Annotated in this window: 21 protein-coding genes, 2 pseudogenes and 1 riboswitch; of the genes and pseudogenes, 19 read left to right on the top strand and 4 right to left on the bottom strand. The window is 50.2% G+C overall.

The genetic code is table 11. The annotated features are described in order from the left end of the window. The first annotated feature begins 12 nt into the window (after positions 1–12). From KTR06_RS03470 to KTR06_RS03450, 5 genes are all read left to right on the top strand, one after another. The gene (locus KTR06_RS03470; protein ID WP_008782472.1) at positions 13–2283 is read left to right on the top strand and encodes a zincin-like metallopeptidase domain-containing protein; all 2271 of its coding nucleotides are present in this window, start codon (positions 13–15) and stop codon (positions 2281–2283) included. An 11-nt stretch (positions 2284–2294) separates the two neighbouring features. Then, positions 2295–3851 (top strand): glucosaminidase domain-containing protein, encoded by a 1557-nt coding sequence (locus KTR06_RS03465; protein WP_008782471.1) that lies wholly within the window; start codon positions 2295–2297, stop codon positions 3849–3851. 12 nt (positions 3852–3863) lie between these two features. Further along, complete coding sequence (locus tag KTR06_RS03460) at positions 3864–4040, top strand: hypothetical protein (RefSeq protein ID WP_016278614.1); 177 nt, start codon at positions 3864–3866, stop codon at positions 4038–4040. Positions 4041–4123: 83 nt separating this feature from the next. Further along, the gene (locus KTR06_RS03455) at positions 4124–4732 is read left to right on the top strand and encodes a hypothetical protein (protein WP_016278615.1); all 609 of its coding nucleotides are present in this window, start codon (positions 4124–4126) and stop codon (positions 4730–4732) included. Positions 4733–4737: 5 nt separating this feature from the next. After that, positions 4738–6426: a zincin-like metallopeptidase domain-containing protein gene (locus KTR06_RS03450; RefSeq protein WP_008782469.1), complete on the top strand. Its 1689-nt coding sequence runs from the start codon at positions 4738–4740 to the stop codon at positions 6424–6426. A 59-nt stretch (positions 6427–6485) separates the two neighbouring features. On the opposite strand, the gene KTR06_RS03445 is transcribed toward KTR06_RS03450, so the two are convergent. The 4 genes from KTR06_RS03445 to KTR06_RS03430 all read right to left on the bottom strand — a co-directional run bounded on the left by KTR06_RS03445 (position 6486) and on the right by KTR06_RS03430 (position 8501). After that, entirely contained in the window at positions 6486–6860 is a 375-nt protein-coding gene (locus KTR06_RS03445) for a hypothetical protein (RefSeq protein ID WP_008782468.1), read from the bottom strand. 14 nt (positions 6861–6874) lie between these two features. Further along, on the bottom strand, positions 6875–7129 hold the full coding sequence (locus KTR06_RS03440) for a hypothetical protein (protein ID WP_008782467.1): 255 nt from the start codon (positions 7127–7129) through the stop codon (positions 6875–6877). Continuing rightward, positions 7126–7593, bottom strand: coding sequence for a hypothetical protein (locus KTR06_RS03435; protein ID WP_008782466.1), 468 nt, complete (start codon positions 7591–7593; stop codon positions 7126–7128). Before KTR06_RS03435 ends, KTR06_RS03440 begins: the two co-directional genes overlap by 4 nt. Before the next feature lie 425 nt (positions 7594–8018). After that, a complete protein-coding gene (locus tag KTR06_RS03430) occupies positions 8019–8501 on the bottom strand; it encodes a hypothetical protein (RefSeq protein ID WP_016278616.1) in 483 nt (160 codons plus the stop codon). 45 nt (positions 8502–8546) lie between these two features. On the opposite strand from KTR06_RS03430, the gene KTR06_RS03425 reads away from it, so the two are divergent. The 14 genes and pseudogenes from KTR06_RS03425 to KTR06_RS03365 all read left to right on the top strand — a co-directional run bounded on the left by KTR06_RS03425 (position 8547) and on the right by KTR06_RS03365 (position 23275). Beyond that, positions 8547–8789, top strand: a complete 243-nt coding sequence (locus tag KTR06_RS03425; RefSeq protein WP_229096044.1) for a hypothetical protein — start codon at positions 8547–8549, stop codon at positions 8787–8789. A gap of 226 nt (positions 8790–9015) precedes the next feature. Then, a riboswitch (cobalamin riboswitch) is annotated at positions 9016–9208 on the top strand. 159 nt (positions 9209–9367) lie between these two features. Then, positions 9368–10336, top strand: a complete 969-nt coding sequence (locus KTR06_RS03420; RefSeq protein ID WP_217289962.1) for a DUF4465 domain-containing protein — start codon at positions 9368–9370, stop codon at positions 10334–10336. A 127-nt stretch (positions 10337–10463) separates the two neighbouring features. Continuing rightward, positions 10464–12239, top strand: a complete 1776-nt coding sequence (locus tag KTR06_RS03415) for a PKD-like domain-containing protein (protein ID WP_016278619.1) — start codon at positions 10464–10466, stop codon at positions 12237–12239. Between the two features lie 8 nt (positions 12240–12247). Further along, positions 12248–14302: a DUF4971 domain-containing protein gene (locus KTR06_RS03410; protein ID WP_016278620.1), complete on the top strand. Its 2055-nt coding sequence runs from the start codon at positions 12248–12250 to the stop codon at positions 14300–14302. An 85-nt stretch (positions 14303–14387) separates the two neighbouring features. Further along, positions 14388–15467 (top strand): glutaminyl-peptide cyclotransferase, encoded by a 1080-nt coding sequence (locus tag KTR06_RS03405; protein ID WP_175307348.1) that lies wholly within the window; start codon positions 14388–14390, stop codon positions 15465–15467. A gap of 13 nt (positions 15468–15480) precedes the next feature. After that, a complete protein-coding gene (locus KTR06_RS03400) occupies positions 15481–17571 on the top strand; it encodes a TonB-dependent receptor (protein ID WP_016278621.1) in 2091 nt (696 codons plus the stop codon). 4 nt (positions 17572–17575) lie between these two features. Beyond that, positions 17576–18715 carry an ABC transporter substrate-binding protein gene (locus KTR06_RS03395; RefSeq protein ID WP_008782460.1) on the top strand — a complete coding sequence of 380 codons (1140 nt, stop codon included), beginning with the start codon at positions 17576–17578 and terminating at the stop codon, positions 18713–18715. Next, positions 18716–19696 carry an iron ABC transporter permease gene (locus KTR06_RS03390; RefSeq protein WP_008782459.1) on the top strand — a complete coding sequence of 327 codons (981 nt, stop codon included), beginning with the start codon at positions 18716–18718 and terminating at the stop codon, positions 19694–19696. After that, positions 19693–20448 (top strand): ABC transporter ATP-binding protein, encoded by a 756-nt coding sequence (locus tag KTR06_RS03385; protein ID WP_008782458.1) that lies wholly within the window; start codon positions 19693–19695, stop codon positions 20446–20448. The genes KTR06_RS03390 and KTR06_RS03385 overlap by 4 nt, the downstream gene beginning before the upstream one ends. A 14-nt stretch (positions 20449–20462) precedes the next feature. Further along, positions 20463–21229 (top strand): annotated as a pseudogene (locus KTR06_RS03380) (threonine/serine exporter family protein). Continuing rightward, on the top strand, positions 21226–21726 hold the full coding sequence (locus KTR06_RS03375) for a threonine/serine exporter family protein (RefSeq protein WP_008782454.1): 501 nt from the start codon (positions 21226–21228) through the stop codon (positions 21724–21726). The pseudogene KTR06_RS03380 and the gene KTR06_RS03375 overlap by 4 nt, the downstream one beginning before the upstream one ends. 3 nt (positions 21727–21729) lie before the next feature. Beyond that, on the top strand, positions 21730–22467 hold the full coding sequence (locus KTR06_RS03370; RefSeq protein WP_016278624.1) for a DUF6064 family protein: 738 nt from the start codon (positions 21730–21732) through the stop codon (positions 22465–22467). 116 nt (positions 22468–22583) lie between these two features. Then, a pseudogene (locus tag KTR06_RS24680) lies at positions 22584–22682 on the top strand (ABC transporter ATP-binding protein); the annotation flags it as partial. Continuing rightward, complete coding sequence (locus KTR06_RS03365; RefSeq protein WP_016278625.1) at positions 22679–23275, top strand: DUF2284 domain-containing protein; 597 nt, start codon at positions 22679–22681, stop codon at positions 23273–23275. The pseudogene KTR06_RS24680 and the gene KTR06_RS03365, both read left to right, overlap by 4 nt. The last annotated feature ends 85 nt before the right edge of the window (positions 23276–23360 follow it).

The following is a 23360-nucleotide window of genomic DNA, read 5'->3' as shown; positions in this document are numbered from 1 at the left end:
AAGCATGATGATATGAAAGAAAAGTCGCAAATCGAAAAGAAAGCCGAAGCAAGGCAGGCGGAGCTGTTGTCTGCCGCACTGGGCGGGGCATCGAACGCCGGCGGCCATTGGCTCAACGTATCGGGCAAGGGATTTCCCCGGCTCTATCCGCAGGGTGTCTCGGCCAGTCCGTTCAATGCCCTCTTTATGGCCTTGCATTCGGACAATAACGGATGCAAGACCAACCTGTTCACGCTTTACAGCGAGACCAAGGCACGGGGTGCTGCGGTACGGGAGCATGAGCAGGGCGTACCGTTCCTGTTCTATAACTGGAACAAGTATGTCAACCGGAACAACCCGAATGAAACCATCGACCGCACCGCCTATCTCCAGTTGGACGAAGGGCAGAAGGCACAGTTCAAGGGTGTCCACAACCGGGAGATACGCACTATCTTCAACATCGACCAGACGACGCTGCCCTACGTGGACAAGCCGGCTTACGAGGATGCGGTAAGACAGGACGGCGGTGTTCAGGAGAAAGGATATACCGAAGCGGACAACCGCAAGTTGCGCACCCGGTTCAACGATTTCCTGCTGAAAATGCGGGACAACCTCGTCCCCGTGCGTTCGGACGGCTGCGGATTACCCCATTACGAGACGGACAAGGATGCGGTCTATATGCCGCGTCAAAAGGACTTTGAGCATTACCACGACTATGTGCAGGAAACCTTGCGGCAGATTGTGAGTGCCACAGGACACCAACAGCGGCTTGCCCGTGAGGGCATGGTCATGAAGAACGGCGTGGCCCCGTCGGAGGATGCGGTAAAATATGAACGGCTGATTGTGGAACTGGCTTCGGGAATCAAGATGCTGGAACTGGGGCTGCCTGCGCGTCTGTCCGATGAAAGTCTGAAGACGGTGGATTACTGGTGTCGGGAGTTCAAGGAGAATCCTTGCATGATGGATGCACTCGAAAGCGACGTGAACAATGCGCTTGACGTTATCCGCAAGGCGGAACGGGGCGAGAAAATAGAGTACGCCACCCTGCGCAACAGGCGGCAGACCACGACCATGCAGGAGCAGATGCCCAAGCATTACTTCGTGGCGAACGAAATCCGCCAACACCCGGACAAGGCGGCGAAAAGTATTGTCCTCGTTATTGACCGGGAAGCGAAATCGGCGGATGTCATTTTGCCGGCTGGGGCTTCGACCGAAGTGAACAACGAGATTCCCGGCATGAACAAGGGGCGTATCGAACGTGCCTTGAATAAGGAGGGCATCGAACAGGTACGCTTCTATAATACCGACGGTGCGCTGGGCTACAGACCTGACGACAGCTATTTCAACGAGAAACTGGTGACATTGGCCAGGCTAAGGAACTACACATTGGAAAGGCTTTCCACACTGGACGTGTCGGATGCGGTCAGGCGGGCGAACGAGGTCGGGTTCGATGCCGTACAGATGATTCAGGATGACAAGAACCGATGGGCACTCTATATCAAGCCGGAGAACAAGGAGGGGTACAGTGTCTATCCCGACAAGGAGGATGTGAACCGCTTTTTCTCCACGCTCAAGCAGGCGATGGACAACATCGACAAGGTACGCATGGAGCTGGCGCACAAATATTATACACTGGCGGAAGTCAAGCCTGACCTGAAAGTGGATTTGTTCAGCAGCGAGACGCCGGAGATTGACCTGAACCGTATTCAGCGTGTGTCTGTCTTCAAGACCAGGCAGGACGGCATTCAGTGCGTGGCGACCATCGACGGGCAAAAATTGCAGCCCCGGAGCGTCACGCCGCAACAATGGCAACGGATGTGGGTGGCGGAAGACCGTGAAGGCTACAAGCGGCATCTGGCGGCCACGCTGTTTGCCGATGTGCTGCAAAAGGGGCAATCCGTCGGGGAACAGAAGCAGGAAGAACAGGTGCGGCAACAGAACGAGGCGGTGGCAAAGAACCGGCCGGAAGCGAAAAATGATGAAAATGTTTCCCCACAACGGCAGTTTTGGGACAAGGTCAAGGAAAAGTACCCCGATGCCTTGCACCTGATCCGTACCGGAGAGGTGTATCGGCTCTATGACGAGGACGCCGTAAAGAGTGCGAAAATACTGGGTATCGGACTGAATGAGTATGCGGGGAACCGGGAACGGGGCTTCACATCTTATGCGGAGTTCCCGATGAATCAGCTTGACAGCTACCTGCCGAAACTTGTCCGTGCCGGTGAGCGGGTTGCTATCAGTGACATGGAGGCGCAAGAGAAGCAGCAGGCCGAACAGGAAACGCACAGTGGTATTCACAGATAAGGAGGAAGATTATGGGCAAGAATCAGGAATATGCACAACAGTACGCGGAGTATGCGATGGAACAGATGCGCAGGTATGGCATTCCGGCTTCCGTCACATTGGCGCAAGGCATACTGGAAAGCAGCAACGGACAAAGCCGTCTGGCAAGAAACGAGAACAACCATTTCGGTATCAAGGCAACCCCCTCGTGGATTGCCGGGGGCGGCAGGTACGGAACCTATACGGACGACAAGCCGAATGAAAAGTTCTGCAGCTATGACAGCGTGGGTGATTCATACGAGCATCACTCCCGCTTTTTGAAGGAGAACAGCCGCTATGCCAGTTGCTTCAAGCTCTCCCCGGACGATTACAAGGGCTGGGCACAAAGTATTGAGAAAGCCGGTTACGCCACAGGAGGCAAGTATGCCGAGAACCTGCAAAGAATCATCGAACAGAACGGCTTGCAGCAGTATGACAGGCAGGTGATGCAGGAGATGGCGGCACAGGGCAGGCAGTTCGGGGTGGAACACAATCCGCTCCAAACATCCGAGGGTGCGGAACATGGAACGGGGTATTCGTTTCCGGTGGAACGGGAGGAATTTCTATTCGTCACCTCGCCGTTCGGAACACGGCAAGACCCGATGGACGGCACAAAGCAGCAGATGCACAAGGGGGTGGATATCCGTTGTAAAGGCGACGCGGTACTGGCTACGGAAAACGGCGGCAAGGTCGTGGCGGTAAACCAAAACAGGAACACGCCCGGCGGCAGGTCGCTGACGGTGGAATATGCCCGGACGGACGGCAGCAAGGTACAATGTACCTATATGCACCTCAAGGAGATTTCCGTCAAGGTCGGCGATACGGTACAGGCCGGCGGACGGCTCGGCACATCGGGCAATACGGGGACACGGACGACCGGGGAGCATCTGCATTTCGGTGTGAAGAATATCTATGCCGACGGAACGATGCGGGACATAGACCCTGCGGCGTATCTGGCTGAAATCGCACAGAAAGGACATATCAAGCTGCAAATGCTGCACAACGGTAATGACCTGCTCGCCAAATACAAGGTGGCGGAAGAGACCGTGCCTGAAAAGAACCTTTCGCCTGACGGATGGATGAAGAAGCTCCTTTCGTCGGAGGACAGCGGTGTGGGAATGTCGGGTTGCAACGACCCGATTGTGGAGATGGCGATGACCGCTTTCGCCTCCCTGATGCTGCTGGCCACACAGATTGACAACCGGAACGAAGAGGAACAGAAGGCGGCCATATCTGCTATGATGGATCTTCGTGCCATTGACCTGAAGCCGTTGTTGCCGAATATGAAGAACTGCGACCTGACTATCGGCGAGAACGGCAAGGCTGTCTTGAATGCGGACAATGGCGAACTGCGTGTCTCACGGGAGCTGACCGCTTCCGAGCTGAGCCGGTTGTCTGCCACGTTGAACAACGGCACACTCACGGAAGAGGCCAAGCGGATGCGTGTAACCGGTATGCTGAATACGGTTATCCTGTCGGAAGCGGCCTCTCAGAATTTCGAGCAAGGGATGTCCCGGCAACAGGGACAGACGGAAAACCTGCGAAGATAAAAGCATGGCGATATGATAAAATGCGTGATGATACAGCTATGCAAGTGTCTGGCGGGAGTTTCCATCCTTGCTTTGCACGTCCGGTTCTGCTACCTGCTGTTGGGGTGGATCGGGACGTTCGTTGTCGTGGGCGTGCAATTAGTCATCGCCGGATGGATTGTCTGGGCGATGATACGCGCACCTGACTGACTGTACCCTCCAACAGTTCAACATCAATCAACCCATGTATCACTTGTCGGATGATCCATGTATCATTAAAGACAGAAAAACAAATGATTAAATGTAATGTTACGGTATGCGGCGTTATCGGCCGCGATGCGTCGGTTCGCAAGAACAAAGAAGATAAAGAGTTTCTGGCATTTCCACTCCGGGTACAGATTCCGGCGACTGGTGGCCAGCACACTATCGAGGTGGATGTCCGCAGGGAGGGCAACCAGGAAGAAGCCGCCGGTTATCGGAACGGCTCCCGTGTGGAAGTGAGGGGTACGATGTATCTCAAACGTCGGGGCGACAAGCTCTATTTCAACCTGTTCGCCGATGAAATCTGCCATGCCGCTACGGATAATGCGGATTCCGTCAAGGGCGAACTGGTGTTTCGTGGCAAGACCGGCCAGAACATCGAAGAAAAAAGGGATAAGAAAGACCAGCCGTACACGGTATTCTCGGCGTTCAGCGCGGAGAAGGTCGATGACGGCTTCGAGTACCAGTGGGTGCGCTTCTTCTGTTTCGGCAAGGAGCGCGATGAGTGGCTGCAGCCGGGTGTAAAGGTGGATGCCAGAGGTGAAATGAACCTGTCGGCGCACAACGGGAAGGTCAACCTCTCCTGCAAGGTGGAGGAACTGGCGCAATATGTGGCGGATTCGTCTAACTATAATCAGTAAGGGTTATGGCCGGTTACAGAAAAAGAAATGCCGACGGGCCGAACAGCGAGGACAAGGCACTCGACCTGTTCGCCGAAATGATGATCGAGAAAATCGAGGGCATCCACAAGGACTGGAAAAAGCCTTGGTTTACGGAGGGTGCGTTGCAGTGGCCCCGCAACCTTCACGGGCGCGAGTACAACGGGATGAATGCCTTTATGTTGCTCCTTCACTGTGAGAAAGAGGGGTACAAGATTCCCCGTTTCTGTACGTTCGACTGTGTGCAGCGGCTCAACAAGCCCGGCAAGGATGGGGAGGAACTGCCCCGTGTCTCCGTGCTTCGTGGCGAGAAGTCCTTTCCGGTCATGCTCACCACGTTCACTTGCATCCATAAGGAAACCAGGGAGAAAATCAAGTATGACGATTACAAGAAGTTGTCCGATGAAGAAAAGAATCAGTACAATGTCTATCCGAAGATGCAGGTGTTCCGTGTCTTCAATGTCGCGCAGACCAATTTGCAGGAAGCGAGGCCGGAGCTATGGGAAAAGCTGGAGCGGGAAAACTCGCGTCCGGCCATTGAGAACGGCGAGCATTTCAGTTTCGCACCTGTCGATACGATGATACGGGACAATCTGTGGATTTGCCCGATTACACCGCAATATCAGGATAAAGCCTACTATTCAATCTCGAACAATGAAATCATCGTGCCGGAAAAGGAACAATTCAAATCGGGAGAGTCGTTCTATGGGACGCTGTTCCACGAAATGACACACTCGACCGGTGCGGAGGGTGTTCTCGACCGATTCAAGCCGACTGCCTTCGGTTCCCCGGAGTATGCCCGTGAGGAACTGGTGGCGGAATTGGGCAGCGCATTGGTCGCACAGCGTTATGGCATGACCAAGCATATCAAGGAGGACAGTTGCGCGTATCTCAAAAGTTGGCTTGATGAGCTGAAGGAATCGCCGCAGTTCATTAAGACGACGCTTCTGGATGTAAAGAAAGCGACTTCAATGATTACCCAAAGGGTGGATAAGATAGCGCAGGAGTTGGAACAGAATGTCGGTGAGAAGCAGGAGAATGGAGTGGCGGCAAAGGAGAAGATTTATTATTCCTCTGTCGTTTATCTCCAGTCCTCGGATGATACGAGGCAGCTTGACGAACTTAGGGACAAAGGTGATTATGAGGGGTTGCTTACGCTTGCCAAGGAGTATTATGACGGCAACGGTATCAACGAGAAATATACTTATCCGTCGGCTACGAACAACAAGGGTGACAGCCTTATTGTCGATGACGGGAATTTTGCTGTCGTGTACAACGGGAGTGTCGGGGGAACCTACGAGGTGATGTTGAAATTCACGGAGCAGGAAATCCGAGACCATATCCGGCGTTACGGTGTCGATATTGCCGGAGAGACGATAAAAGAGGTTGCCAGGGAGATGGCGGTGGAACAGTTCTCCGCTTTGGCGCATCAAAAGATTCCGACCTTCGAGATGCCGAACGGCGACGTGCTGTATGTCGAATATAACAAGGAATCCGATACGCTTGATGTCGGGCAGCCCACCAATGCCGGGCTGGTCGCGCAGCATCGTTTCCCTTACGACCACAATATCGGGTTGGATGCTAACTTGCAAGCCGTGAACGAGAAGCTGAACGAACTGGAAGAGTATCGGGCAGAACTACAAGAGGCTGAATACGGTGGCGGTATGCGCCGGTAAGGAAAACAAGAAAAGATGCGGAACCGGTTGGCTCCGCATCTTTTCTTGTTTTCGTTTTTTTATTCTTTCAGTAAATCATCCATCATGGACTGCAAATTTGCCATGTCACAATATTGGTTATATCCTCCTCTGTAGTCTTTTGCGTGTTGGGCTGTCCGTATCAGAAACGAATCAAGTTCAACTCTTACGCCGCCGCCCATTCGGGCCAACGTGGAAGAGTGCCTGATGTAAACGAACTTGCCGTTGCGCTCGATGAAACATGAGGTATCATAATGTCCTTTTAAGTTGGATGCCACCTGTGCACCGACCGCCGTTGCATATTTGGAAATCTCACGTACCAATGCTGTCTGGAAACTGCGATACTCTTTTGAAACATAGCCTCCTGCATCTGCAAGGATAGCGTTCTGCCATTTGGTATAAAAATTCTGTGCCATATTGATATTTATTATTATTCGTTCCACAAATAACTTTTCCACTTCTCGCCGTCAATGGTCAGTTTGCCCATTTCCCAATCGTATTCCACTTCCGGTATATTGGTATAAGGGAAATTAACGGTATAGCCTATCTGTCCGTATGAGCAATGCAGAGGGGTAACACAAATCTCCCACCCGAAGTAAAGTTGTGGCGTGCAGTATTTTTGCCAGTTGAAACGACCTGCGGCAATATTGCCGCAAAGTCGTTTGAGTATGCCGGTTGTTGTCATTCCGCACCTCCTTTGCTTAGGATAGTAAGCTGTCCGGGACGGTCTGGAAACCAATAGGCATCACTGTCGATATATACGCATCTACCGCCATTCCACGGCTTTCTGAAAGCTAATACTTCTTTGGGGCCAAACACCACCCCATAGTCGTTTGTAAACGCCACCATATCGCCTACAGCCAAACCGCTGTCTGTTTCCATGACTTCGGACAACCGGCTGAAAAACTCCATGCCCTCGGCTTCACGCTCTTTCTTCCAGCGCAGAAATTCCTCTTTGTGGCTTCTCGATGAGCCAATGGGTGATAGCTCCGATGCCAAAACTTCAATCTCAGAAGAACCTGTTGCGACTAAAATAATACTGTCGCTATCCACTTTTTCGGGAGTTGAGATAATTCGACATTCTACATCGTTATCGGCAGTGTGCCGATAAAGGAGGTTGCCTTGCTTGATGAAATCGTACTTGTTCATTGTCTTTTGATTTAGTGATTTTTTTTATTTCCCTTTTCTTGAAGTCTTCTGACTTCGCCCAAAGAGGTTGTTTTCATGTGCGTTCCAAACGGGGGATACAAGAACGACGGACAAGGAACCTGCGATGAAATTTTATGAAATACCGTTATCTCCGATTACGGAAAGTTGTCGTCAAATTTTATTTCAGGTAGCGATAGCGGTACTTGAACCATGTTCGTCCACCGTACCTTTGCACACGAAAACAGATCTGCGGCGTATGTCGGGGCTGTGAAGGGATTATACCCTTAAAACAGGAATATACCGGCAGGGAAGCCGATGGCGGAAACTCGGCAGAGTATGTTATAAAAGTAATCGGGGAGCCTGTGCAAAAAAGAGAGCAACCACCCGCTTTTGAGGCGGGTGATTGCCAATGTTTCGGACAATCATCAGAAGTGATAATCAACAACTCCTCCGATGTAGAGTATCGTTCCCGGTTCAAGCCTACAAACAAACTCCATAAACGCAAAGGACTGTTCGGCAAAAGACTGGCAGCCGTCGCCATCCAAATAGAAATGATAGGCGACATCCAACGGATTTTCTACTGCCTGTTTGAGATAATAGGTCGAACCCCATTCCAACATATTATCTACCGTAAGAGCATCCGCTCTCTTTTTGATATTGGCGACATACTCCTCTTTCCATTGCTCTATTCCACCATTATAGCGCATGGTGTCATCGGATATAAGCTCGAACATTCCGTTGGGTAAGGCATGATTGACCAAATTGGCAATATCCTCTTTACGGTTTTCCTCGTCTATTTCTGAACAATAGTCATAGAAGCTCCCGTCTCCTTGCTGGAGTGTGTCCTCATTCAGATAGTTTTCTTTGTCTATCGGCTCCGTTGAAATTTGAAAAATCCTGCTGTGCATAATTGTAAATTTTAGATTGTCAAACATTTTCTTGTTTCCCTTTTCTTGAAGCTCTTCGGCTTCTCGTCGGGGAATGATTTTTATGCAGGACTGACAGCGGAAAAAGGACGGATAAGGCAAGTAAACAGTGTACGGGATGGAACGGAATACCCAACCGCCGAGTGCAAGGGCAAAACCCGGCTCGACCGGCTTTGTTCTGCAACGAGACGGGGGCTAAAAGCCCATCTTCGATTTGCGGAAGGCTGCCGTGAAGAATATCCGGGAACCGTTAGCGAAAGCGGTACTTGACGACCGGACGCACGCTGTACCTTTGCATAGAAAACCTCTCCGAAGAGAATTGCTGACGTGAGATGAGAAAAAGCCATAATTGAGAAATGTTATTATTCATAAAGGGGAAGGACTATTCATAGTTGTTATAAATGTTTAGTTGGCATGAAAATACAATTCGCACTATAAAATAATCTTTTCTTGAAATAAAAATTAGGGAAAAAGAAACGAGATTAAAAAATAACCATTAACTTTGCACCAGTCAAGTTTCCAATCGAAGCGTCGAATGGAATTAAAAGGGAATCCCGGTGAAAATCCGGAGCTGTACTCGCAGCTGTAAGTCCTATTAAAGTTTATCGCACTCTTTGCCACTGGTGAAAGCTGGGAAGGCGCGATAAGCGGGATGAGCCAGAAGACCTGCTTGATGAGATATGATTTAGTGACCACGGGATAATTGGCATTAGATTAAAATGAACAGAGGCTCGTCCAAAGACACCTAATATTCTTTTTGATAACCGATTTCTCATTCGTTGCAAATCTATCGCAAGGAAAACGAATGTGTAATTAAACTTTTTTGTTTAACTTTTAATAATTGAGTTATGAAAAAGAATCTTAAATTCTTGGCAATGGCTGTTGTAGCAATGGCCGCCGCAGTGTTCACAGGATGTTCGTCCGACGATGACTTCCTTACTCCGTATGAGGAGAGTGCGATTCAAACCCGCGCGATAAGTTCTACCAATGCGATTATCGATTTTGATAACGTACCATCCAGCGTAATGGCTTCCGATCAGTATGGAAACAATCTCTATTCTGCCACAGCCAACGGCAATCAGGTAACGACCGGCTACATCACTCAAATCGAGCAAACCGGTACGTACATTCAGTTCCCGATTAACTATTTGAAACAGGAATGGGTAAGCGGACAACCTTGGGAATATGAGTTTTGGAATGGTGGTTTTGCCATCTCTAATTTTCATAATCTGACACAGGGGGATTATCAAAACCAATGTAGCGTGTACTGGCCCAACGGCGGTCATAGCGGTAAAAATTTTGCTGTAGCTTTCGGTTATAGCGATTCATACAATGATTCACAAGCAACTTATGACAAATGTGCGAAGATTTACCTGACCGATGCAACCGGCTACAGAGTCGTTACCACAAACACTCCTGTCAAGGGTACACCGAAATATGGTAAATTCAACAGCGTATGGGTTTGCAATACGACTTATACCTACTTAGTCATGAAGGATGGCAACTCGTTTACACAAGGCTCTTTGTCGGCACAAAAAGGATGGTTTAAGGTGGTATTTGTTGCGTTGGATGCGACGGGTAAACCTACAGGTAAAGAAGTAGAATACTATTTGGCAAACTTCGATTCCAGTAAGGATGCAGAATCAGGCTTGGCCAATCAAATCCGTACTGGTTGGAGCCAAGTGGACTTAAGCGGTTTAGGTGACAGCGTATGTACTGTAGCTATCAATTTTAAAGGAAGCGATTCAAGCGCATACGGATTGAACACTCCTGCTTACGTTGCCATAGACGATATTGATGTAACCGTAAACGAATAACATGAATTTGGGGCAAATGCTTTTTAACGACAAATGCTAAGTATTTGCCCCTTTTTATTATATCCCAATGGAGATTGAAATTAAATACTTTCTTCAAGGGAATTTCAGCGTTAAAATTATAAATATAATGAAGAAGTATTTGCTTTTATTCTCCTTGACGATATTTCTATTTGCATGCAACAAAGACGAAGAAATATCGCAGGACGTGACCGTGCCTCCTGTCATTGAATTGGACAGCGAAGACGGAATCTATGTTGTAAAGATAGGAAAAGAGGTCGTTATTGAGCCGACCTATCAGAATGTCGATTACGCCGTTTATTCATGGAAATGCAACGGTCGTATCATTTCCGATGAGCCTCAATTGAAATACATTTTCAACGAATGCGGTTCGTATTACGTTACCCTGCGTGTGGATACGAGGGATGCCAGCACAGAGGAAGAAATTCGTGTGGATGTCAATGAATTGGCTCCGCCCGTCATTTCATTGGTAACCCCCTCTATAGGGCTTAAAGTTGTCGCAGGACGTGAATATATCCTTACTCCCGACATTCAAAATGCAGAAGGAGCTACTTATTTGTGGACTCTTAACGGGAACGAAGTCGGAACTGAAAATACTTATACATTCAAGCAAGATGAGTTGGGAACTTATGAACTGACTTTAACTGTAGCGAATGAAGACGGACAATCAGAGAAGACAGTTTCTATTGAGGTTGTCGATAAACTTCCGATTGAAATCGTAGTTCCGTCATCTTTATATTTCACCGAGGATAATACCAAATACGTAGAATTAGGACGTACTTTGTTTGTCCGCCCCTTTGTATCAATAAGTGCCGAGCCTTCTTATCAATGGATTTTGGACGGGCAACCGATTGAGGGAGCCAATTCCTTGGTTTACGGTTTCAAACCCTCTAAAACCGGAGAACACACGCTTACTTTTACCGTGAAATACGATAATCAAATAACAAAAGCAACCCTCACTCGTAATATTGCTGTTTCCGGTGTCGATGAAGTCAGTGTCAATATTCCGGTGAAATGTTGTGAAGCGGCCGGAAAAAGACCTTTTGCTGCCGGAAATTCCATTTACAGCAATAAAGTATATGAATTTGTTCCGGCTCCGGGACAATTCGTAAACGAAACGAATACAGCAGGTTTCAATGGGGAAAGCACGCACGAAGCAGCCTGTGCTTACGCACAAAAACGTCTTGATAATGAACAATATGTTTCTCTTGGAGGTTGGGGAGGATATATCGTAGTAGGATTCGACCACAGTATCGAAAACAAAGGCGGTTATGATTTTTCCATCAAAGGAAATGCCTTTGATTCGTCAAATGAACCGGGCATTGTATGGGTAATGCAAGATGTCAATGGAGACGGCTTGCCCAACGATGAATGGTATGAACTGAAGGGTTCTGAATATGGAAAACCCGAAACCATTCAGGACTATGCCGTAACTTATTTCCGTCCCGGTCCCAACATGGATACTCAATGGCAGGACAACAAGGGAAATAAAGGAGCGATTGACCGTCTCGGCAACTATCACCCGCAAGAGTTTTATTATCCTTTGTGGATTGAAGCGGATTCCTATACGTTATACGGCACATGCCTGAAAGCACGTACCGAACAAAGCCCGTCGACAGGCATGTGGTCCAATAATCCGTTCGGATGGGGATATGCCGATAATATTGGTGATGATATGCCCAATAAAGACAATCCTAACGCGGGAGCACTTGGAAACTATTTTAAGATTTCCGATGCAGTCAATATCGACGGTACACCTGCAAACCTTTCCCATATCGACTTTATCAAGGTGCAGACCGGAGTCAATGTAAAAGCCGGATGGTTAGGGGAAAATTCCACGGAAGTTTTCAAGTTCTGTGATGAAAACAACAATAACGACAAATAAAATTCATTATGAACAAAATATATCATTTCATCCTATTCTGTTTCGCTACGCTCTGCCTTGCTGCATGTAGTGATGACGACCCTGAAGTAAGCGGAATAGACGGCAAGGATCACTTCATCTCCGAGTTTGCTCTAACTGTAGATGGCATTACCTATCAAGCCATGATAGTCGGGGACAAGATTACAGTTGAGATACCTTATAATACCAGTCTGAAAGGGGCTACCGTAGAGTATGCCCTTTGCGAGGGAGCCTCTATTAACCCGAATCCATCAACCATAGAGGATTGGGAAAATGAATGGAAATTCGTAGTCACCTCCAGAATGCAGGAGAGCAAAGTATATTCCTATACTTATCAATATGCAGACATCGAACAGAGCGGCAGCGTGGTACTTGCCACGCAATCCGAGGTGGATAATTTTGCCAAGACAGGAATAAACAAAATCGAAGGCAGCCTGACCATCGGAACGGCAGACGGAGAAGAAATCACCAATCTGGACGGACTTGCCAACCTGAAACAAATCAGTAACTCTCTTGTTATCAATCCGTCTTACAAAGGAGCGGATTTGACGGGGTTGGATAATCTGGAACAACTCGGAAGTTTCAAATTAGGATCGACAACTTCTACCAGTAAAAACATAACGCTCAAAACGGTTAATCTGCCCTCTTTGCTTGGAGTGACCGGCGATTTTGTCGTTAACAGTTCTGTCATTGAAAAAATATCCATACCCAAAGTCGAGTTCATTGGTGAGGATATGTATATAACCTCCGATGCTTTGCTTGATTTGGATGCAAATGCCGTTGAATCTGTCGGAGCTTCCTTAATTGTCAAAGGTTCGGTAGCACAAAAAGAATCAGCGACAACCGAAGCCATTGTTTTCTCAGCGCTCAAACGGGTCGGGAATGAACTTACAGTCCAATATTTTCCCAAACTGCAAGGAATTTATCTACCGGCATTGGAAAGTGTGGCCGGTACTGCCTCATTCTCCGATATGTCCTCCATCGGAAGTCTTGCAATGACCGAATTACATTCGGTTGGAGGACTGACTATAAAAAATTGCAAAGAGATTTCCATTGTTGAACTTCCCGGTCTTATTTCCTGCGGAGAGACCAGTGTGGATGCGAATAAAGTCAATAAGTTTAATATATCTTCTTTGAAAGATGTACTCGGTGATATGACTTTAAGTAATCTGCTCATAGAAGAACTGGATTTGTCCCAGATAAATTTTAACGGGAATACACTTACCCTACAATGTAAGCAACTAAATAAAATCGTAGGTTCGGAAACATTTAACGGTAGCCTTCTTCTGCTTCCTAAAAATTGTCGATTGACCGAATTGACTCTTGAGGGAATCTCAAATATAGAGGGCGACTTCCAATGCAAAGATTATTTTTATGTAAAAGAATTTGTTATGCCATTTATTCGTGTGGCAGGAAATATGACTATTGCATTGAATTCGGGAAGTGTTGATACGGGTGCGGAAATTGAATTTCCTAAATTGCAGGAAATAGGAGGTACTTTAACATTAGAAAATAATACGAATGCAAATAATATTACCTTCCCGTCATTGAAAAAAATTCTCGGTTCATGTTCGGTTACGACTGATTTTCTTAAGAATGATATTGAGTTTACCAGTTTGGAAAGCATTGGGACGGATGGAGCAAATACACAAATTGAGTTTAAGATTGATGTTACTAATATTTTATGTCCCAAATTAAAAACGATAAACGGACTGTTTAATATTGTAACATCTACTGTTGTATGGGGTATGACGGCTGATGAGGTGTCTTATCCTACCGTTGAATCAATATCCGAAAATCTTTCAATAACATGCCCGTATTCTGATTTTGGTTCTAATGGTATTTTGTCCATTGATTTTTCAGGTCTCAAATCAGTAAAAGGGATTAGTATAAGCGGGCAAGGAGATGTTAGCGATTTCAGTTCTTTCAAATACCTGTTTGAAAACAATGTTCTAACAGGAGAATCTCAATGGTCTGTCAGAGAATGTGCTTATAACCCCACATACCAAGATATGAAAGACGGGAAGTACAAGCCTGCCGAATAGATAACCAAACAATAAGTTTTCTGCCAATCCTCGGTATGCTTACCGTAAGGTAAGACTACCGGGGATTAACTATAAAAATAACGGTATGACCTATCACCAATTGAAATATCTGCTATGGAGCGTAGTTGTCGGAGTGACACTATCCTTGACATCCTGCATGGAGTGGGACTACGGCGATGCCGTAGAAGACTTCAATGCCACGGGAGCCGGACTGTTCATCACCAACGAGGGCAACTTCCAGTACGGCAATGCTACCTTGTCCTATTACGACCCGGCAACCAAACAAGTGCAAAACGAGGTCTTCTTCCGAGCCAACGGCATGAAGCTCGGCGACGTGGCGCAGTCGATGACCATCTACGACAACAAGGGCTGGGTCGTGGTGAACAACTCCCATGTGATTTTCGCCATCGACCTGAACACCTTCAAGGAGGTAGGACGCATCGAGAATCTGACCTCCCCGCGCTACATCCATTTCCTGAGCGACGAAAAAGCCTACGTCACCCAACTGTGGGACAACCGCATCTTCATCATCAACCCGAAGAAATATGAAATTACCGGCTACATTCAAGTGCCGGACATGACGATGGAGAGTGGCTCCACCGAACAGATGGTGCAATACGGCAAATACGTCTATTGCAACTGCTGGAGCTACCAAAACCGCATCATCAAAATCGACACCGAAACCGACCAAGTGGTCGATGAACTGAAGGTCGGCATACAACCGACATCGCTGGTCATGGACAAGTACAACAAGATGTGGACGGTGACTGACGGCGGTTATGAGGGCAGCCCCTACGGTTACGAAGCCCCGTCGCTCTACCGCATCGACGCCGAGACATTCACGGTGGAGAAGCAGTTCAAGTTCAAGTTGGGCGACTGGCCCTCGGAGGTACAGCTCAATGGCGACAGGGACAAACTCTACTGGATCAACAAGGCCATTTGGAGCATGGACGTGACAGCCAGCCATGTGCCGGTGCGTCCGTTCCTCGAATACAGCGGCACGATTTATTACGGACTGACGGTAAACCCCGCCAACGGGGAAGTATACATCGCCGATGCCATCGACTACCAGCAGCAGGGCATGATTTACCGCTACTCGCCCGAAGGGAAATTGATAGATGAATTTTATGTCGGGATTATCCCCGGTGCATTTTGTTGGAAATAAGAAAGGAGGCAATATGAAAAGACTATATCTGTTCTTCGCTTTGGCAGCATGTCTCCCCACGACACTCTTCGCGCAGCAGACGGAAAGCAAAAAGCGGTCGGACTGGCATCTTACCATACCGGAAGTCACGGTCATCGGACATCGGCCGATGAAAGAAATCGGTGTGCAGAAGACGAAGTTCGATTCACTCGCACTGAAAGAGAACATCGCCCTCTCGATGGCCGACATCCTGACGTTCAACTCGTCCGTATTCGTCAAGAGCTACGGACGCGCCACGCTCTCGACCGTCGCGTTCCGAGGAACGTCGCCTTCACACACGCAAGTGACATGGAACGGCATGCGCATCAACAACCCCATGCTCGGCATGACAGACTTCTCCACCATTCCGTCCTACTTCATAGACAACGCATCGCTGCTGCACGGTACTTCATCGGTGAACGAGACTGGCGGTGGACTGGGCGGTCTGGTTAAGCTTGGTACCACCCCCACCGTTGCCGAAGGGTTCAACGCCCAGTACGTGCAGGGCATCGGATCGTTCCGGACATTCGACGAGTTCGCCCGCTTCACCTACGGAAGCGAGCGGTGGCACATCTCCACCCGTGCGGTCTATTCTTCCTCGCCCAACGATTACAAGTACACCAACCACGACAAGAAGATAAACATCTACGACGAGGACAAGAACATCATCGGGCAGTATCACCCTAAAGAGCGCAACCGCTCCGGGGCGTTCAAGGACCTGCACCTGCTTCAAGAGGTCTATTACAACACCCGCAAAGGCGACAAATTAGGCCTGAACGCATGGTATATCAACTCCAACCGGGAACTTCCGATGTTGACGACCGACTACGGAGATGCAACCGACTTCGAGAACCGCCAGCGGGAACAGACTTTCCGCAGTGTCCTTTCGTGGGATCATATCAAAAGCAACTGGAAACTCGGCGTGAAAGGCGGTTACATACACACATGGATGGCCTACGACTACAAGCGTGAGGTCGCACCTGATAACTGGGCGTCGATGACCCGTTCCCGTAGCAAGGTAAATACGTTCTACGGGCAGGCTGAAGGTGAATACAGTCCGACAAAACGTTGGTTTTTCACCGCTAACGTATCGGCTCACCAGCATTTGGTACGCAGTGAGGACAAGAATATCATCTTGCAGGACGGAGGCAAAGCCATCGTGGGCTATGACAAAGGACGCGTGGAACTTTCCGGCTCCGTATCTGCCAAGTGGCAACCGATAGACCGGCTTGGCATGTCGGTTGTGTTGCGAGAAGAAATGTACGGTTCCGAGTGGGCTCCGCTTATACCGGCTTTTTTTATTGACGGCATCATTTCTCCGAAAGGGAATGTGATGCTCAAAGCTTCTGTTTCACGCAATTACCGTTTCCCGACGCTGAATGACCTCTATTTTCTGCCCGGTGGCAATCCCAATCTGAGAAACGAGCATGGTTTCAGCTACGATGCAGGTGTAAGTTTCGAGGTCGGCAAAGAAAATGTCTATAAGTTGAGCGGCGGCGTGAACTGGTTCGATTCCTACATCGACGATTGGATTATCTGGCTGCCCACCACCAAAGGCTTCTTTTCGCCCCGCAACGTGAAGAAGGTACACGCCTACGGCATCGAGGTCAAGGCGAACCTGGCCGTGCAGCCGGCAAAGGATTGGCTCATTGACCTGAACGGTTCCTATTCGTGGACACCCTCTATCAACGAGGGCGAGAAAATGTCACCTGCTGACCAGTCGGTGGGCAAACAGTTACCCTACGTGCCGGAGCATTCCGCCTCGCTGACAGGACGGTTGTCGTGGCGGTCGTGGGCGTTCCTTTACAAGTGGGCGTTCTACTCGGAGCGTTTCACCATGTCGAGCAACGACTATACGCTGACAGGACACCTGCCCGAATATTTCATGAGCAACGTCTCCTTGGAGAAAAACCTCTTTTTCAAACCGGTGGACGTGCAGTTGAAATTCGCCGTCAACAACCTTTTCAATGAAGATTACCTCTCGGTACTCTCGCGCCCCATGCCCGGCATCAACTTCGAGCTGTTCATCGGTATCACCCCGAAGTTCGGGAAAAACAAGAAAAAGTCCGTAAACACAAATTTGTAACGATATGAAAGCATTGAAAAATCTGAGCCTGATATTGCTGCTTGTACTGACATTCACAGGCTGCCATGATAAGAGTTCCAAACTTGCCGATTTCAACCGAGCGGTCTATACACCCGAATACGCTTCGGGGTTTGACATAAAAGGTGCAGACGGCAAAAAGAGCGTATTGGTTACCGTCACGAACCCTTGGCAGGGAGCTGACAGCATTACCACATACCTGTTCATCGCCCGTGACGGAGAAAGCGTACCCGAAGATTTCACCGGTCAGGTGCTCGGAAAAGATGCCGAGCGCATCATCTGCATGTCCTCTACCCATATCGCCATGCTCGACGCAATCGGTGAAACGGGACGCGTAGTCGGCGTGTCAGGCATCGACTACATCTCCAATCCCGACATTCAGGCACGGCGGGACAGCGTTGGAGATGTAGGCTACGAAGGGAATATCAACTACGAATTGCTGCTCTCGCTCGACCCTGACCTCGTGCTGCTCTACGGCGTGAACGGGGCAAGCTCGATGGAGGGCAAGCTCAAAGAACTGGATATTCCGTTCATGTACGTCGGCGATTACCTCGAAGAATCGCCGCTGGGCAAAGCCGAATGGCTGTTGGCACTTTCGGAGATCATCGGAAAACGGGCGGAGGGCGAAAAAGTATTCGCGGAAATCCCCGTCAGATACAATGTCCTGAGAAAGAAAGTAGCGGACAATGTTCTCGATGCCCCGTCGGTGATGCTCAACACCCCTTACGGCGACAGCTGGTTCATGCCCTCGACCGAAAGCTATGTCGCCCGAATGGTCAAAGATGCCGGAGGCGATTACATCTACAAAAAGAACACGGGCAATGCCTCGGTGCCCATAGACCTGGAGGAAGCCTACCTGCTGGCCTCGCAAGCCGATATGTGGCTGCATGTGGGTATGGCGAACACGCTCGACGAGCTGCGAGCCGCCTGCCCGAAGTTCATCGACACCCGCTGTTTCCGTGGTGGACAGGTCTATAACAACAACGCCCGCACCAATGCTGCTGGCGGCAACGACTACTATGAGTCTGCAGTCGTAAATCCCGACCTCGTGCTGCGAGACCTCGTGAAGATATTCCACCCCGAACTGGTCGAGGAAGATTTCGTCTATTACAAGCAACTGAAATAGATGCGCTCCCGTTCCGTCCTATTGTTTACCGCACTGGCTGCCCTCACCCTTTTCCTGTTTTTGCTGGATTTGGCGGTGGGGGCTGTCGCCGTACCGCTCGGTGATGTTTGGGCGGCCCTGACGGGCGGCGATTGTCCGCGAGCGACGGCGAAAATCATACTGAATATCCGACTGATTAAGGCGGTGGTCGCGTTGCTGGCCGGAGCCGCCCTGTCGGTCAGCGGACTCCAGATGCAAACCCTCTTCCGCAATCCGCTTGCCGGCCCCTACGTGCTCGGCATCAGTTCGGGCGCGAGCCTCGGCGTGGCACTCGTCGTACTCGCCGGTGTCGGCTCGTCGATAGGCATCGCTGGGGCGGCATGGCTCGGAGCGGCAATCGTGCTGGTCGTCATCGCCGCCGTCGGACACCGCATCAAGGATATCATGGTAATTCTGATTCTCGGCATGATGTTCTCGTCGGGAATCGGTGCGATTGTCCAAATATTGCAGTATGTTGCCAACGATGAATCCTTGAAAATGTTCGTCGTCTGGACGATGGGGTCGCTCGGCGATGTGACCTTCAACCAGCTTGCAGTGCTTATCCCGTCGATTGCCACCGGACTGTTGTTGGCGGTGGTGACGATCAAGCCGCTCAACCTGTTGCTGTTCGGCGAGGAGTATGCCGTGACGATGGGGCTGAACGTTCGTCGCTCACGCGGACTGCTGTTCCTCTCCACGACGTTGCTGGCCGGCACTGTGACCGCCTTTTGCGGTCCGATAGGTTTCATCGGGCTGGCCATGCCCCACGTCACGCGGATGCTGTTCCGCAACAGTGACCATCGGGTGCTCGTGCCGGGAACCGTTCTTTCGGGTGCTTCCGTGCTGCTGCTTTGCGACCTTGTTTCCAAACTGTTCACCCTGCCGATCAACGCCATCACCGCATTGCTGGGAATCCCCATTGTGGTGTGGGTGGTCTTGCGCAACAAATCCGTTACAGCATGATAGAGTTACACGATTTTTCCATAGGCTACGGCGAGCGAACTTTGCTCTGCGAGGTGGAAGCCACCATAGAAAAAGGCAAACTGACAGCCCTTATCGGGCGCAACGGCACGGGCAAATCGACGCTGCTCCGCGCCATCGCCGGACTGAACCGCCGTTATGCCGGTCGAATCCTGCTCGACGGGCATAACGCCGCCGATATGCGGGTTGCAGAGAGGGCAAGAACACTGGCATTCGTCACGACCGAGCGCACACGCATCGCCAACCTCAAATGCGAGGACGTCGTGGCTATCGGCCGCGCACCCTATACCAATTGGATAGGAAGGATGCAGAAGGCCGACACGGAGATCGTTATGCGGTCGCTCGCCTCGGTAGGCATGGAGGACTATGCGGAACGCACGATGGACAGGATGTCGGACGGCGAGTGCCAGCGCATCATGATTGCACGGGCATTGGCGCAGGATACGCCGATTATCCTACTTGACGAACCCACCTCGTTTCTCGATATGCCCAACCGCTACGAATTGTGTACGCTACTGGCACGGCTGGCGCATGAAGAAAACAAGTGCATCCTTTTTTCCACTCACGAGCTGGATATCGCCCTGTCGCTCACCGATGCGATAGCCCTTATCGACCCGCCCTGCCTGTCGTGCCTGCCGACCGAAGAGATGCGCCGGAGCGGTTGCATCGAACGGCTGTTCCGTAATAATTCCGTGACGTTCGATACCGCGACAGGTATGGTAAAAGCCCGATAAATAATGATCCGCATATGAAAACGCAGCAGGAACTTTGCGATATACTCGGTTTCATCGCCGAATATGCGACCTATCAACTCGGTTCGGGTGTGCACACCTCTCGGGTAATACGCAATGCGCAACGGATCGGCGAGGCGCTGGGTGTGGACGTTCAGTTATCGAGTTTCCAAAAGAGTACGATACTGACGGTGCTCGACACCGTAAGCGGCGAGTCCGCAACCCGTGTTGTGGCAATCCCGTCGCTCCCCATCAGTTTCGAGCGTAACTCCGATCTGAGTGCCCTGAGCTGGGACGCATTGGACGAGGGCCTCTCGCTCGACGAGATCCGCAGCCGTTACCGGACGCTGGTTGACAAACCGCGCATGGACCCAATCTTCACGCTCGTGGTCGTCGGGCTGGCCAACGCCTCATTCTGCAAGCTCTTCGGCGGCGACTGGACGGCCGTGGGCATCGTCTTCACGGCGACACTCGTGGGCTTCGCCGTCAAACAGCGCATGCAGGCCCACGCTGTCAATCACTTCCTCGTCTTCGCCTGCTCGGCTTTCGTCGCCTCGCTCTGCGCCACGGCAGCCTTGCGGTTCGACTGCACGGCCGAGATAGCGCTGGCAACAAGTCCGCTCTTCCTCGTGCCGGGCGTGCCGCTCATCAACGGGGTCATCGACATCATGGAAGGACACGTCCTCATGGGGGCAGCCGGCTGGTTAACGCTCTGCTGCAGATTGTCTGCATCGCCGTCGGTTTGTCGGCCACTTTGTTAATGGTTAAAGATTCGCTGCTATGATCGTGACGGATATTCTGCTCGACGGCCTCTTCGCCGCTGTCGCCGCCATCGGATTCGGGGCCATCTCCGACCCGCCGATGCGGGCCTTTCCACGCATCGCCCTGCTTGCCGCCATAGGCCACGCCTTGCGTTTCACGCTGATACACTGTGCCGCACTGGATATCGCCACCGCATCGCTTTTCGCGGCCTTTGCAATCGGCATGGGCAGCCTGTGGCTCGGCCGCGGCGTCCGCTGCCCGATGACCTGCCTCTACATTCCGGCTCTGCTGCCGATGGTGCCGGGCATCTACGCCTACAAGACGGTCTTCTCGCTCATCATGTTCCTCCAGTCGCTCGATCGGGCCGACGAGGGTATGCGCTACATGCAACAGTTCTTTCTCAATGCCACCGTATCGCTGAGTGTCATTGCGCTGCTTGCCGCCGGTGCCACGCTGCCGATATTCATCTTCAAACGCCGGGCTTTCTCGATGACCCGACGCACACGAAAAAATAGTTAGGTTATGGAAATCTTTTGGAACACGATCGCGGCCTACAATGCCGCAACCTGGCCTGCGCAGATCGGTTTCACGCTCGTGGCGGCCATGCTGCTTGTGCTACTCTACCTCCGTCCGACGCCCGCAGTACGGATCGCCATGAAACTCTTCATGGCGTTTCTCAACTTCTGGATCGCCGGAGTCTATTACATGATCTATTGCCGTCCGCGCGAATATCACGGCATGCTGGCGCTTTTCTGGGCCATAATGGGTGGAATATGGATCTATGAGCTGCTGGTGAAGCACGCCTCGCTCGAACGCACCGGCCAGCACAACGCATTCGCTATCCTGCTCCTTGTCATGCCGTTGATATATCCACTCTGCTCGCTGGCGCTGGGCCACGAATTCCCCATAATGACCTCGCCCGTCATGCCCTGTTCGGTGGCGGTCTTCACCATCGGACTGATGCTCGCCTTCTCGGAGCGGGTCAATATCGTGCTGGCGATGTTCCTCTGCCACTGGGCACTCATCGGTCTGTCGAAAGTCTACTTCTTCGGCATCCCCGAAGACTACCTGCTGGCGTGCAGCACCATACCTGCACTCTACATCTTCTTTCGGGAGTATGTCCGAAGCAACGCCGACCGGCCGATGAAACCCTCGGCCCATGTGCTCGATGCGTTGCTCATTACGCTGTGCCTGGTCATCGGCATCTTCTTTACTTTCACGTTATTGCACCAGCTTGACCTATTCACTCGAATCATCTGATTTATATGCGCATGCTCAAACAAATATTTTACCGTTGCAATGGACTCGAGCCGATAAACCGGCACATCACTCGATATAGCCTTTATAGTCCTTTTCCCGGACAACCGGTTCTGTTGACCGAGGAGATGCGTCGGAGCGACTGCATTGAACGGCTCTTCCGAAATAATTGCGTGACGTTCGATATCATAACAGGTTTCATTAAAGTAAAGCAATGAAAAAAGGATATGTAACAGAGAATTTCACGGCAAATATAAGCGTGGACGAATACATTTCACGCTTCCGAGACGAAAAACGTTTTGTCGAATTTTGCAAACAATGCCCCAACTACGGTAATAGTTGGGGATGTCCGCCGTTCGATTTCGATACCGGAGAATTTCTGCGCCAATACAAGTATGCCTATCTTATAGCTACCAAAATTGTTCCTATCGAAAAAGGCATCCCGATAGACAAATCACAAGAGTTAATCAGGCCTGAACGAATCAGGGTAGAAAAAGAACTGTTGAAACTGGAACTCAGATTCGGAGGTCGGGCATTCGCCTATGTCGGCAAGTGTTTATATTGTCACGGTGCGGAATGTGCCCGCAAGTGCAACCGTCCTTGTCTGCATCCGGACAAAGTACGTCCCTCGCTTGAAGCATTCGGGTTCGATATAGCACGTACTCTCTCGGAACTTTTCGGGATAGAACTGCTCTGGGGAAAGAATGGAATTCTACCGGAATATCTTGTACTCGTAAGCGGATTTTTCCATAATTCGACAAAAAATATTATCAGTCATACGAATCGTAATCAGAATTCAGTAAACCTATAATCTTATTACTCTCATTGATAATGTCATGACAGCTATTTACCAGAAAGTCCCTGCAATCCGAATTATGGATTGAGGGACTTGATAA

The organism is Bacteroides sp. MSK.20.12, assembly GCF_019052435.1.
Lineage (GTDB): Bacteria > Bacteroidota > Bacteroidia > Bacteroidales > Bacteroidaceae > Bacteroides > Bacteroides xylanisolvens.
The sequence above is the reverse complement of the archived record's forward strand: the minus strand, read 5'-3'. Positions and strand labels throughout refer to the sequence as shown.

Bases quoted from the DNA above. Each gene is read 5' to 3' on its own strand.
- KTR06_RS03470 (WP_008782472.1), top strand. From the start codon at position 13: ATGAAAGAAAAGTCGCAAATCGAAAAGAAAGCCGAAGCAAGGCAGGCG.
- KTR06_RS03465 (WP_008782471.1), top strand. From the start codon at position 2,295: ATGGGCAAGAATCAGGAATATGCACAACAGTACGCGGAGTATGCGATG.
- KTR06_RS03460 (WP_016278614.1), top strand. From the start codon at position 3,864: ATGATAAAATGCGTGATGATACAGCTATGCAAGTGTCTGGCGGGAGTT.
- KTR06_RS03455 (WP_016278615.1), top strand. From the start codon at position 4,124: ATGATTAAATGTAATGTTACGGTATGCGGCGTTATCGGCCGCGATGCG.
- KTR06_RS03450 (WP_008782469.1), top strand. From the start codon at position 4,738: ATGGCCGGTTACAGAAAAAGAAATGCCGACGGGCCGAACAGCGAGGAC.
- KTR06_RS03445 (WP_008782468.1), bottom strand. From the start codon at position 6,860: ATGGCACAGAATTTTTATACCAAATGGCAGAACGCTATCCTTGCAGAT.
- KTR06_RS03440 (WP_008782467.1), bottom strand. From the start codon at position 7,129: ATGACAACAACCGGCATACTCAAACGACTTTGCGGCAATATTGCCGCA.
- KTR06_RS03435 (WP_008782466.1), bottom strand. From the start codon at position 7,593: ATGAACAAGTACGATTTCATCAAGCAAGGCAACCTCCTTTATCGGCAC.
- KTR06_RS03430 (WP_016278616.1), bottom strand. From the start codon at position 8,501: ATGCACAGCAGGATTTTTCAAATTTCAACGGAGCCGATAGACAAAGAA.
- KTR06_RS03420 (WP_217289962.1), top strand. From the start codon at position 9,368: ATGAAAAAGAATCTTAAATTCTTGGCAATGGCTGTTGTAGCAATGGCC.
- KTR06_RS03415 (WP_016278619.1), top strand. From the start codon at position 10,464: ATGAAGAAGTATTTGCTTTTATTCTCCTTGACGATATTTCTATTTGCA.
- KTR06_RS03410 (WP_016278620.1), top strand. From the start codon at position 12,248: ATGAACAAAATATATCATTTCATCCTATTCTGTTTCGCTACGCTCTGC.
- KTR06_RS03405 (WP_175307348.1), top strand. From the start codon at position 14,388: ATGACCTATCACCAATTGAAATATCTGCTATGGAGCGTAGTTGTCGGA.
- KTR06_RS03400 (WP_016278621.1), top strand. From the start codon at position 15,481: ATGAAAAGACTATATCTGTTCTTCGCTTTGGCAGCATGTCTCCCCACG.
- KTR06_RS03395 (WP_008782460.1), top strand. From the start codon at position 17,576: ATGAAAGCATTGAAAAATCTGAGCCTGATATTGCTGCTTGTACTGACA.
- KTR06_RS03390 (WP_008782459.1), top strand. From the start codon at position 18,716: ATGCGCTCCCGTTCCGTCCTATTGTTTACCGCACTGGCTGCCCTCACC.
- KTR06_RS03385 (WP_008782458.1), top strand. From the start codon at position 19,693: ATGATAGAGTTACACGATTTTTCCATAGGCTACGGCGAGCGAACTTTG.
- KTR06_RS03375 (WP_008782454.1), top strand. From the start codon at position 21,226: ATGATCGTGACGGATATTCTGCTCGACGGCCTCTTCGCCGCTGTCGCC.
- KTR06_RS03370 (WP_016278624.1), top strand. From the start codon at position 21,730: ATGGAAATCTTTTGGAACACGATCGCGGCCTACAATGCCGCAACCTGG.
- KTR06_RS03365 (WP_016278625.1), top strand. From the start codon at position 22,679: ATGAAAAAAGGATATGTAACAGAGAATTTCACGGCAAATATAAGCGTG.